The sequence below is a fragment of the Kutzneria sp. NPDC052558 genome, assembly GCF_044547355.1.
Lineage (GTDB): Bacteria > Actinomycetota > Actinomycetes > Mycobacteriales > Pseudonocardiaceae > Kutzneria.
The window spans coordinates 148,976-161,285 of the sequence record NZ_JBIUAG010000005.1; the positions used below are offsets into that span (position 1 = coordinate 148,976).

Consider the following 12,310-nt stretch of genomic DNA (forward strand, 5'->3'; position numbering starts at 1 on the left):
TATCGTATGTCTGGGCATAATGAGGGGAGCGGTCGTGCTTCGTCGTCCGGCCAACACCACCGACCTGGGCCGGTGGAACGCGGAAACGGTGCTGGAGCGGCTCTACGACCGCGAGGCGCGGACCAACACGGAGCTGGTGCGGGAGACCGGGCTGTCCCGCTCGACCGTCGAACGGGCCCTGGACCTGGTGGTGGCGCAGGGAGTTGTGCGCCGGTCGGAGCCCGTGGCGCTGGCCAGCGGCCGCCCGGCGGTGCTCTACCAGCTGCACGCCGAGTACGGCTACCAGCTGGCGATCGACGTCGGCGCGCACACGATCCGAGCTCGCGTGGACGATCTCGCCGGACCGTCGGACCTCGGTCCCGGCCCGGGCGAGGCGGAGCCGGAGACGGTCGACCCAACTGATTCGGCCGACGCTCGGCTGGCGGCCATGGAGCGGGTGGCGGACCGGGCACTGGCCGGGGCCGGCATCACCCGGGAGCAGGTGCGTGCGGTGACCGTCGGCACGCCGGGCATCGTGGACCGGGACGGCCGCATCACCCTGTGCTGGGTGGTCCGGGCCGGTGACTGGGTGGGGGACCGGCTGCTGGTGCGGGTGCGCGACCGCTTCCCGACAGCAGTGGTCAGCGTGGACAACGACGCCAACCTCGGGGTGTTGGCCGAGCAGCGGTACGGCGTGGCCGGCGACACCGAGGACGTGGTGGTGGTGCTCGCCGGCCGCCGGGTCGGCTTCGGCATCGTGCACGGCGGCGTGCTGCACCGGGGCGCGCACAACCAGGCCGGCGAGTCGGCGAACATCCGCGATTCCCGGTGGGGGCAGGCCAACGACTGGCTCCGCCGGCACCAGGACCGTGCGCCCAAGCTGTTCGAGGCGGCCGGAGCCGGGGACGCTGACGCCGTGGCCGAGGTGGGCGAGCTGGCCGAGCTGCTGGGCCGGGCGTTCGCGGAGATCGTGCACACCATCGACCCGCGGCTGATCGTCCTGGGCGGCGCGATCTCCCTTGCCGGGGAGGTGATCCTGGCCCCGCTGGCCGAACGGTTCGGGCTGGCCTGCCGCGGCATGGAGGAGCCGTCGCTGCTGCTGTCCACGCTCGGTTCCCGGGCGGTGCTGCTGGGCGCGGCCGAACACGCCCGGCGGCGGGCCTTCGACCACCTGCTCGACGACGTACGACCGTTACTGCCGAATGCGACGCCAAGGAGACGCTCATGACGGTTCGTGTCGCGGTCCTCGGGGCCGGCGTGCGGGGGTGGGAACACGGCGGGCGAATCCGCCGGGCCGGCGGAGTGGTCACGGCGATCGCGGAGCCGGTCGCCGAACGCCGGGAACGGCTCGCCGCAGACCACGGCGTGCCGGCGGACAACTGCGTCGGCCACTGGCGGGACCTGTTGTCCCGCACCGATCTCTTCGACGCGGTGCTGATCACCACCCAGGACGCGGACCACGCCGAGCCGTGCGTGCGGTTCGCCGGGCTGGGCCGGCACATCCTGTGCGAGAAGCCGATGGCCCCGACCGAGCCGGACGCGGCCCGCATGGTCGAGGCCGTGAGCCGCGCCGGTGTGGTCTTCGCGGTGCTGCACCCGCTGCGGTACATGCCGTACACCGACGTCATCAAGGATCTGGTGCGGGACGGCCGAATCGGCGACATCGTCAGCGTGCAGAACCTGGAACCGGTCGGGGCCTGGCACTTCGCGCACTCGTACGTGCGCGGCAACTGGCGGCGTGAGGACCGGTCCAGCTCGCTGCTGATGGCCAAGTGCTGCCACGACCTGGACTGGCTGTCGTACCTGATCGAGTCCCGGCCGGCCCGGGTCGCCTCCTTCGGCCGGCTCACCCACTTCACGCCGGCCAACCGCCCGGCCGGGGCCGCCGACCGGTGCCTGGACTGCGCGGTCGAAGCCGACTGCCCGTTCTCGGCGGTGCGGATCTACGGGGCCTGCCTGGGAGATCGGGAGCGGGAGCACTGGCCGCTGGGCGTGGTCACGCCGGCCAGGACCGAGCAGTCGCTGCGGCAGGCGCTGGCCGACGGCCCCTACGGCCGCTGCGTCTACGCCTGCGACAACGACGTCGTCGATCACCAGGTGGTGGCCCTGGACTACGCCAACGGTGTCACCGCGACCCACACCGTCACCGCGTTCACCGAGATGGATCACCGACAGACCCGGATCTTCGGCGCCCACGGCTACCTGGAGTCCGACGGCCAGCGGGTGGTGCTGCACGAGTTCCGGGCTCATCCCGCCGCGCGGATCACCGTGGTGGACGTGGCCGACCGGGCGCTGGCCGACCGCGGCATCATCGATCACGGAGACGGCGACAGCGCCGCGGTCGCCGCGTTCCTGCACGCCGTGGACACCGGTGACACCAGCCGCATCCGGTCCGGGCCGCGCGAGTCGCTGGACAGCCACCGAGTGGTGTGGGCCGCCGAGCAGGCCCGGCACAGCGGCGGCACGGTGGCGTTGTTATGACGGTGCGGTGCCCGCGGTGCGGGGGCTGCTGCCGGGTCTCCCCGGCGGCCGTCGACGTCGTGGCCGGCGTGACCGTGTTGTGCGCCAACGAGCACTGCCGCTTCCCGATCGCCGTCCCGGCCGCCGTGCGGGACCTGGGGGACCGGGCCGCGATCGCCGCGCTGACCAGGGCGGCCAACGAGCAGGTCGACCCCACCGCGCACCTGGTCTACACGATCAAGGCCGGCATGCCCGAGCGCGTGCTCGCCGGGCTGCTCGGCCCGCCCACCGCCGCGCGGCCGGGCACGTTGCTGTACCGGGACATTCCGCCCGGCGGCACCACCCACGTCGCCATCGCCGACGGCCTCGTCGAAGCCGTCCGCATCGATGCCGGCGGGACTGGTGCCCGACCGGCGCGGCCGGGCCGGTGCCTCTGCCCGCCGAGGCCGGGGACGATCGACCGGTCCCGCACCGAGGCCGCGCTGGTCGAGCAGTTGGTGGCGACCGCCCGCGATGGTGACGCCGTGCGCATCGGCCGCCTGCTGAATGCCCGCGGCGGCCTGGCGTTCATGCGCAGGGTGCACGCCGCCGTGTCGGCCCGAGCACGTCACCGGTCGCGCGAACTCGACCTCGCGTGGGACGGCATCGGCGACTGGCAGCGACTCACGGCTTGAGGTAGGTCGTGGTGAAGCTGTTGGCGGCCGTGTTGATCGGACCCGTGCTGGTCGCCGGCTTTCCACTGAGAGTGAGGGCCTCGGTGGGCAGGGGGCCGGTCAGTGTGCCGAAGCCCACCCAAGGCTGGTTCGGGTCGAAGTTCACCTGGATGTCGGTGAAGGTCACCGAGCCGAAGTTGGGCCACTGCTGGAGAAACTGCCGGGACTCGCTGATCACCTCGGCGAAGTAGGACTCCAGCATCGCGTGGGACTGCGCCTTCTGCGCGGGGCTCGGGGTGAACTGGACCTGCTCGCGGTTCGTGCCGTTCACGTCGATCGACACCCACCAGACGCCCTTGGCGTCCGTGGTGACCTTGGCCGAGATCTGGTCGCCCGCGTGCACGTAGTCCGATGTGTGCTGGGGCGGCATGACGGCGCTGGTGTCCACGCTGCCGTCGACCGCCTCCCAGAAGATCTCGTAGGTCGGTGTGTTCGCCTCGCCGATGCCGCCGCAGTCGGTGATCACGCCGATCTGCACCAGCCAGTCATTGATGTTGTTGTCGCCCTGGCCGAGGCCGATCCAGCTGGCGTACTCGTCGTGCACGCCGCGGCTGTTCGGCTTGTTGCACGTGGCTGCCGGCTGGACCCACTTCGCGCTGATGCCGCGGAAAGGTGCTGTGCCCGAGGGGGAACCCACCCAGCCGGACCAGATCGGCATCTTCGGCGGTGGCACCGCGGCCGCCGGGTGGGCGGTGACCACCAGCATCGCGGCTGCCACCACGGCGAGGATCTTCTTGCGCATCAGCTGTGTCCTGTCGTCGCGGCCCAGACGGCGTTGCCGCCGTAGCTTCCCGAATAGCCCAGCGCGGCCGCCAAGCCCTCGGTGGTGCCGCCGCACGCGGCGACGCCGTTGGCGTCGGTGGTGGCTGTGCACAACGTGTTTCCGTTGACGCTGAACGACACCGTGCGGCCGGGCACCGGGTGGTTGTAGACGGTGTCGGTGAGGGTGGCGCTCAGGGCGGGGCTGACCAGCCGCGCCGGGGCGACCTTCAGGGAGGTGGCGTCGGGGGCGATGGAGAACAGGGAGGCCGACACCCGCGACTGCCCGGGCGCGAACAGGTAGGCGACGGCGGAGTCGTTGCCCGACGGGCCGGTGCAGGTCGATGCCGATGTGCTGATGTCGACGGACGGATCCGTTTGATAGTAACCGATCGGCGAGCCGACGGCCTGGGGCCAGCACACGAACTTGGCTGACAGCGGCACGGTCGGCGGAGGCGTGATCCGCGACGGGCCGGAGCCGGTGAGCCCGATGGCGGCGGTCGGGGTGGCCGGGTTGCCGTCGTTGTCGGACGCGAATAGGCTGTCGAAGCCGGTCAGGGTGGTCTCGGTGGTGGCCGACTGCGCGAACGGCCGGAAGGTGCCGCCGGCGGGCTCGCTCTGGAGCACCGGGCCGTCGTCCTTGCCCACGGCCAGATCCCACAGGTACTGGATCTGGTACTGGTCGGAGCCGGTGCCGTCGATGGTGGTGGTGACCTCGACGCTGGAGTCGGCGGCGGTGCTGCCGTGCACCTCGACGTGCTCGGTGAGGATGGCGCCGTTCAGGAACCACTTGGCCTCAAGACCGATGGCGCCCAACGGGTTGATGGTCCAGGCGAGGTCGTCGAGGGACTCCTCGTTGGGCTGCGTCAGGTACTGGCCCTGCACGAAGTCCTGCGGCCCGTCGGCGGTGTTGTGCCGCAGGATCATGAAGCTGGTGCCGGGGCCGCCGCCGCTGTAGAGCACGTCCCGGCCGCCGGAGGTGACGGTGAACGTGCCGAAACCCAGACCGGGCTGGTTCTGCATGCGGATCTGGAACACGCCGTTGCCGGCGGTCGGCAGGGCCGCCGCGGCCTTGGCGGTCAGGCCCGGTTTCACCGGCGTGGCGGCGGATGCCGGCGCGGTCACGGCGACGGCGGCCAGCGCCGCCGCGGCTGCCACCCAGAAGCGGTGACGGTGCATCGAGTTCCTCCCGGGTGAACAGAGTCAGATCTGGACCGCGTCGGCGTAGACGAGACGGCTGCCGCCGTCGGGGAACGCCTCGTACTCCTGGATCACCAGCCGGAACGGCTGGCTGCCCCGGGCCGCCGGCAGCACGACCTGGCCGCGCCACTGGCCGGCGCCCGCCGAGCCCAGGTCGACCGCCGGCCCGGCGTCGTGCCAGGCCACGTCCCCGCTCAGCGCCGGATCGGCCACCTGCACCGTCGCCGACAGCTTCGCGTTGCCGTTGCCGGCAGCCAAACCGGTCACCATCAGGCTCACCCGCGTGGAGTCCACATAGGACACGCTTAGCGCCCGGTCCGGGTTGAGCTGGATGAACTGGGCCTGCGCCACCGGGGACAGCTCCACGTTGGCCACCGAGCTCGGCTGGTAGCGGGCCAGTGCGAGCCGGATGAACGGCTGGTACGGGCTGGGGTCGGGCGGCGCGACCGTGATGTCGCAGTACCACAGCTTGCGCTGCGCGTCGTAGAACACGTCGTGCGGGGCGACCGACACGGTGTCCTTCACCGCCGGGTCCTTGTCGCTCTCGGCCAGCTTGAGCGCGGTTTTCGTATGTGCGGCGAGGGAAAAGTCGGTGACCAGCGGCGGCCGGGCGAAGGCGGTGGAGCGCCACACCGGGTCCTGCGCCCAGTTCGTGACGTAGCGGTTGAGGTCGTCGGGCACCGGCCCGGCCTGGTTCAGGGTCAACACGGCCAGCTGCTCGCCGTCGCCCGAGGAATACCACGGCCGCTCCAGGAAGACCCGCAAACCGTTGCCCCGCCTGGTGCTCGTCACGCCGCCGGTGGTGGTTTCCCGGGTCCAGCCGAAGGTCGGCACCACGTAAGCGATCTGCGGCGCGGCCGGTCGGGCTGAGCTGGGCACGTTCACTGTGACGCCCGCGCCGTTGCGGGTGATCGGCGGGGCCACATAGGCGATCTCGACCGAAGTCCCGGCCGGGATGGTGATCGCGGTGACTGTCCCGTGTAGATAGTCGACGGAGTAGTCGGTGTCGCGAACGTAGGTCGCTCGGGTGCCGCTGTCCCGCACGACATCGGTCGCCGGCACGATGCCGGCCGAGGACACGGTCGCCGTTCCGGTCAGCTTCACTGTGCTGCGCTGGACGAAGTACTCCGCGAACCGGGTGGTGCCGACTGGGGTGTAGGTGACCATGCGGTGCTTGGTGTCGTGGAACTCGTGTGGGTTGTTGACCGGCATGACGTTGCCGGTCTCGTCGTCCTCGACCGCCACCAGTTCGAACGCCTGCGTCGCGCCCTTGAGGTGCTGAGGGGCCGGCTCGGCCGGCACGTCCACGGGCTCCTGCCACGACGCCAGCACGTCGATCTTGCTGGTGCTGGGCCGGTCGAAGGTGATGCGGTCCACGATGTTCGCGGTGGTCTGGCCCGGCCGGCGCACGGCGATCGGCTTGCTGAACTCGGCCGTGGTCAACGGCTGCCGGATGGCGTGCACCAGGGTCAGCGTGCGGAACGGCGTGAGCAGCCACAGCTGGCCCTTGACCGCGAGATCCCGCATGGAGGCCATGGTGGCGCCGGGCGGCAGCAGGACACTGCCGTCGGCCACCGCGTCGGCCAGCCAGTTCCACTGTCCGAGCACGGCCAGGTCCGAGGCGTTGACCCGGCTGCTGTAGCGAACCTGGAAGGTGCGGCCCTTCGGCACCTGCACGTCCAGCACGCCCACGCCGGGCTTCGGCGCGTCGGTTCCTTCGCTGATGCGCAGCCGGAACGGCAGAATGTCCGGCCAGCCCAGCAAACCCGGCGCGAAGTCGTTGGTCACGACCTCGCCGTCGGCGGCGCCCGGCAGCCCGGCGAAGGCCGCGCCCCGGCTGAGCACGTCCGGCAGATAAGGCACGGACAGCTGCGGGGTGTCGAAATACGGGACGTCGTAGGAGTTTCCGTCCGGCGTGCCGCCGGTGGCGAACGAGCCGGTGTCCCGCTGCTTGATCTTGGCGTAGGCCAGCTTGTCCATGCCGCCGGGGCTGAGGATGGTCTTGGGCACGTCGAACAGCCCGTGCTGCTCGGCCATCAGCTCGGCCACCCGCACCGGGGCCAGGTGCCGCTCGTTGCTGCCGGTGGCCGGCGTGTCGAAGTTGCTGCGGATCACCATGCGCTCCTGGGACTCGCCCTCGGTGCGCGGCTTGCGGAACAGCACGGTCGGCGCCTGCACCGGCTCGAACCGGTAGTACACAACGGGATTCGTGGCCCCGGTGAAGTCCTTGACGTCGCCGAGCTGGACGCCGTTGCCGGCCAGGTCGGCCAGCCGGGCCCGGAACCGGTAGCCGCGGCCGAAGCGCAGCTTGGGCAGCGTGCCCGGCGTCGCGGTGAAGGTGGCCTGGAGGTTGAAGTCGCTGCCGGGCGCGGTGCTGCCGCCGTCGACCAGGCCGCCGTCGTCGGCGATCGCCTTGCCGGGCCGGGGCGCGACCAGGCTGTAACCGGTCCAGGTGGCCATGGTCTCGTGCAGGTAGAGCACGTTCTTGTTGTCTGACGCCTGGGTGGTGTGGGCTGTGGTGACGGTGCCCTCGTCGCCGGCCTTCACGGTGGCGCCGGCGAACGTGTAGGTGCCCTGCCGCTGGCAAAGGCTGTGCCACGACTGGGAAACGTCGTCCCAGACGTCGATCCGCACCCCTCGGGTGATCTCCTCGGCACGCACGGTCGGCGTGTCGACCAGGCCCACCTGGGCGGAGATCGCCTCGAAGATCCGCCGGCCCCGTCCCGAATCGTTGATCGACAGGCCGCCGCTGGTCAGCGAGGGCGGCGGCTGCTCGTCCGGGGCGTCGCTGCCGGGCTTCTTGTTGTCGTTGTAGCCGCGGTGGGTGCGGGACATCGTCTCGGCGAAGCCGAGCATCTTCACCGCCGCGCCGTCCGGGTCGATCTCGTGCACGTCGAAGTCGGGACCGTCCAAACGCAACAGTCCGCCGGACACCAGATCCGGGTTGGCCGGGGCCGCGGCGAACGAGGTCGCGGTGATCACCGACTTGGTCACCGGCGTGACCGCGGCCCGGCCCGGCACCACCACCTGCACGTCGATTTCCCCGCTGGGCAAGGGGTTCGGCAGCGGCACGGTCACGTCCCGGACCAGGCCGAGCTGGCGCAGCAGCGCCGGGTACTGGCCGAGCGCGCCGACCACACCGTGGAACTCCAGCGGCTCCTGCTCGATCGCCGCCCGCTTGAGCGTTCCGCTGCTGCCGCCGGGGTTGGACGACGGGTCGCGGCCGTGGAACAGTTCGGCCAGCAGGAAGTTCGTCTGGTAGTCGGTCAGCCCGACACCGCCGAGGGCCTGCCTGAAGCTCGTGGCTTCAACGTCGATGTAGTGCTGGTCCTCCAACTGGTGGCGCAACGCGTCGATGGCAAACGCCTTGGTCAGCGGCGAAAGCCACACCTGGTGCAGCTGGTACTGCTTGTAGGACCGGCCGTCCTGGGCGGTCAGGGAGCCGCCCTGGTCGAAGTAGTCGCCCAGGTTCGGGTGCGAGGTCGGGTTGTTGGCCGCCATGTACGCGTACTGGTCGCGCACGAAGTTCCGCACGCCCCGCGCCGGATAGGTCCGCACGTACGTGTCGTTGAGCACGATCTCCGGCCCGGTGTGGTCGCCGACCTTCGTCGTGGTCGGGAACAGCTTGGGCCACAACGTGGTGCTGGGCGCCGGCCCGGCCGGGGTGGCGGCCAGCACCACGCCGCCCACCTTGACCTGCAAGGTCAGCGGTGTGGTCGGCCAGTTCTGCCAGTCCGGAAAGGACGACAGGTCGGCGCCGCCGCTCAGCCGCGGCGAGATGTGCACCGACAGCTTGAGCGCGGGCGCGCCGTGGCTGTCCACACCGACGCCGTTGGGCAGGGCGGTGCACACCATGGTCTGGGTCGGCATGGTTTTCCCCTCAGCCGGCAAAAGCGTCGCAGTAGGTGTTCCAGTCGTCCTGGCTCAGCTGGTCGCCGAACTTCGGCGGCGCGCCGGCGGCAGCGGCCAGCGCGGACCGCTGGCTGGACGGCCCGGCGAAGCTCTTGTGCACGTGCAGCGTGACCGACTTGTGGAAGAACAGGATGTCGATCGACACGGTCAGCGAGGCGTCGCCCTCGACGGTGTTGGTGTGGTTTTCGTTGGTGTAGCCAAGGCTCAGGTAGAACTCGGCCGAGATGGTGATCAGCCCGAGCACGTTGAGCTGCCCGCTGGCCCGCAGGTAGCCGCTGAGCGTGACGATGTCGTCGTCGCCGTCCTGCTCCAGCTTGAAGTAGATGCCGGCCATCACCGACACCGAGCCGCTGGCCACGCCCAGGTTGAAGGCGACGCAGCCGCCGAACTCGATCGACGCCTCCAGCATCTCGAAGCCGTCGGTGCCCAGGGCCAGCGCCAGGAAGCCGCCGCCGCCGAACAGCGACACCGACAGCGTGAACGGATGCTCGCGGCTGCAGAACGCGAACCGGGCCCGGGCCGCGCTGCCGTCGAACGGCAGGTTCAGGCCGGCGCTGAAAGCCAGGTGCTGCAAGGCGAACACTCCGACGCCGACGTCCGGGATGGCCAGCGTGTAGCCGGCGGTGACACCGGTCGGCTGCACGTCGATGCTGACCCCGTCGCCGTTGCTGACCAGGTACTGCCGCAGCGTGTTGATGAAGTCCAGCGGCCCCAGGAAACCCACGTCGGAGATGTCGACGTGCAGCTTGGGCTTGGCGTTGTCGGTGACGTCGAAGGTGAACTGCCGGAAGGCCAGCGAGATGAAGCCCAGCGGGCTGCTCGGCGTGCCGTCGACCAGGATCAGCGTGAAGTTCCGCAGATCGCCGTGAATGCTGTACGTGGTCGTGGGATTGTCGCTGACGCTGGTGTGGAACTCGCCGTGCAGGGTCAGGGTCGCCTTGTCGTCGCCGATGCTGGGCTGGAACACCCGCAGCGCCAGCTTCGTCGGCATCTTCGGCTGCCAGTCGATGGTCGTGGTGATCGACGTCGGCGGCCGGCTGGTGTCGTTGCCCGGGTACACCGGGGTGGTGACGATCTTCGGGCCGTCGGCGATGCTGGGCAGGTCGGGCAGGGTCGGCGTGTCCGGCAGGTCGGCGCCGATCAGGTCGCCGAGGCTGATGCCGCCCAGCAGCTTGGCCGAGAGGGCGAAGTACTTGCTGGGATTGAACTTGCCGTCCCGGATGATGCCCTCGATGTCGCGGGCCTTGCCGCTGAGCGGCCCCAGTTCCCGGGACAGCGCGCCGATGTTCAGGTCCGGCACGGTCACGCCGCCGACGTTGCTGACCACCGCGGCGAAGGTCGCCCGCACCTCGGCGTCGGGGAACTTCCCGTTGGGCAGCGGCAGGTTCTCCAGCACCTGGCCGATCGCCTCGACCGAGGTCTGCACCCGGGCGAAGGTCTGCGCCGCCACCCCGTCGATGCCGTTGAGCAGGTACTGCGGGTCGTAGCCGATGGTGGCGGTGATCTCCTGCTGCACCAGCTTGCCCACCGCCGGCAGCGACACCTGCGCGGCCAGCATGGACGGCGTGAAGTTGGGCTGCTCGTGCACCCGCCACTGGCCGGCCGGGTCGCCGTCGCCGCTGCTCATGAACATCGCCGTGGTGGGGAAGGCGGTGGTGCCGGCGTCGGTCGGCGCGTCGTCGGCCGCGCCGAGCGTGCTGGCCGCCGGGGGAGCGTAGGCCACGTGCTGGCCGCCGAAGTCGTGCACCCGCCGGCCGTCGGTGAACGCGCCGGGCGTGTACTGTCCATTGTGGAACTTGGCCCGCAGCTGGCTGAGGCCGTCGCTGTCGTACGCGTCCTCGATGTGCACGAACGCCATGAAAGCGGTGAACTCGACCCGGTTGCCGGCGTGGTCGGTGCCGATCATCGGGAACGGGATGTCGGCCTTGCCGGCGCCCGTCCCGGTGGCGTACTGCACCCAGAAAGTGTTGCCGGACACCACTTCCGGGTTCGGGGCCAGGTTCGGCGTCGTCGACATGCCGATCTCGACGCTGGTGAACGGCAGCGAGTTGTCCTCGTAGTTGTTGACCTGCTGGCGGATCCGGATGTAGGCCCGCTGGAGGAACTGCGCCACCCCGTCGACGATGAACCGCTCGGTCTCGGTCACCACGGTCGCGCGATGTCCGTACGGGAACAGGAATCCGCGCTGTTCGACCCGGACGTAGTTGTCCCGGCCGATCGAGGACCGGTGCCGCCACTGGGCGATCGGCGCGCTGCCACCCCAGTCCGCCGCCAGCTCCACCGACGAGCCCTGGGCGCTGAGCAGCAGCAGATCGGCGGTGACCGGCTCGATCCGGTTGCTCTGGTCGACCAGCTTGGCCGGCACCGTCGTGTCGTACGGATAACCGACCAGCGCCTTGAACGGCGTGTCGGCCGGCACCGGATCGGCCGCGATCGCCCGGATCGGGGCCGGGCCGAGCGTCCCGTCCGGACGCCCCAGCCCGTCCCGCAGCGCCAACCGCGTGTGCCACAGCTCGGTGCGGCCCTGCGAGGTCAGCGGCGTGGCCAGGTGCAGCCACGAAGAGCTGGCCTCCGGCGTCAGGTGCAGCCAGTCCACCAGCAGCAGATCGGTGTGCTGCGGCGGGGCCTGGAGCGTCTTCGGCACCACCTGCATGACCCAGCTGGTCCAGTTCAGCAGGCCGTCCTCGGTGAACGGCAGTTGCTTCACGGTGGTCGGCACCAGGAACACCAGCCGGCTGCCGGCCACCGCCTGGGCGTGCACCGTGCCCGGGGCCGGCATCGTGCCCGGCTGCTGGTTCGTCTCGCCCCAGTTGGAGACAAACGTCGTCTGCTCCATGACGTGCTGCGAGTCGAAGTTCACCGCGATCAGCGACTGCTGGGCCGGGTCCACCGGCACCAGCAGGCCGTTGGCCACCTGGAGGTTGTAGAACTCGTACCGCAGCTTGAGCATGTCCTGCGGCCGCAGCAGATCCAGCGTCAGCGAGGGTGTCGCGTCGGCGGCCAGCAGCATCGGCAGGGCGGACCCCGGCGGCAGTGCCGCCGCGAGCAGTCCGCTTCCGCCCGCGACCAGCAGCAGTCGTCGGCTGATCGGCCGTCGCCAGAATGGGCTCTCGGTGCCGTCGGTCATAGCGCGCATCCCCCAACGCCGTTCGGAGCAGCCGGGGTATCCTGTGCCGGCCAAGTTCCCGCACGACAGGGATTACGCACCCAGGAAACCGGGAAGATTTCCCGGGTGTCCGGGAAGGCGTCAGCCAGAGCCGGAACTCCCGCAGCCCGGGATCATCGCC

Annotated in this window: 7 protein-coding genes; 3 read left to right on the forward strand and 4 right to left on the reverse strand. The window is 70.6% G+C overall.

Annotated features, from left to right (window positions below; genetic code table 11):
* Window positions 1–34: 34 nt before the first annotated feature.
* Genes ACIG5F_RS11645 through ACIG5F_RS11655 form a run of 3 tightly spaced genes read left to right on the forward strand, consistent with a single transcriptional unit; the run spans window position 35 to window position 3,113 of the window.
* A complete protein-coding gene (locus ACIG5F_RS11645) occupies window positions 35–1,207 on the forward strand; it encodes an ROK family protein (protein WP_396517540.1) in 1,173 nt (390 codons plus the stop codon).
* Window positions 1,204–2,460: a Gfo/Idh/MocA family protein gene (locus tag ACIG5F_RS11650; protein WP_396517541.1), complete on the forward strand. Its 1,257-nt coding sequence runs from the start codon at window positions 1,204–1,206 to the stop codon at window positions 2,458–2,460. Before ACIG5F_RS11645 ends, ACIG5F_RS11650 begins: the two co-directional genes overlap by 4 nt.
* Window positions 2,457–3,113, forward strand: coding sequence for a hypothetical protein (locus tag ACIG5F_RS11655; RefSeq protein WP_396517542.1), 657 nt, complete (start codon window positions 2,457–2,459; stop codon window positions 3,111–3,113). The genes ACIG5F_RS11650 and ACIG5F_RS11655 overlap by 4 nt, the downstream gene beginning before the upstream one ends.
* Here ACIG5F_RS11655 and ACIG5F_RS11660 read toward each other — a convergent pair.
* From ACIG5F_RS11660 to ACIG5F_RS11675, 4 genes are read right to left on the reverse strand one after another with little or no spacing between them, the layout of a single operon-like run.
* Complete coding sequence (locus tag ACIG5F_RS11660; protein WP_396517543.1) at window positions 3,103–3,894, reverse strand: G1 family glutamic endopeptidase; 792 nt, start codon at window positions 3,892–3,894, stop codon at window positions 3,103–3,105. The two genes, ACIG5F_RS11655 and ACIG5F_RS11660, sit on opposite strands and share 11 nt — an antisense overlap.
* Window positions 3,894–5,090: an Ig-like domain-containing protein gene (locus ACIG5F_RS11665; RefSeq protein WP_396517544.1), complete on the reverse strand. Its 1,197-nt coding sequence runs from the start codon at window positions 5,088–5,090 to the stop codon at window positions 3,894–3,896. The genes ACIG5F_RS11660 and ACIG5F_RS11665 overlap by 1 nt, the downstream gene beginning before the upstream one ends.
* Before the next feature lie 24 nt (window positions 5,091–5,114).
* Entirely contained in the window at window positions 5,115–8,981 is a 3,867-nt protein-coding gene (locus ACIG5F_RS11670) for a hypothetical protein (protein ID WP_396517545.1), read from the reverse strand.
* A 10-nt stretch (window positions 8,982–8,991) separates the two neighbouring features.
* Entirely contained in the window at window positions 8,992–12,150 is a 3,159-nt protein-coding gene (locus ACIG5F_RS11675; protein WP_396517546.1) for a hypothetical protein, read from the reverse strand.
* Between the last annotated feature and the right edge of the window lie 160 nt (window positions 12,151–12,310).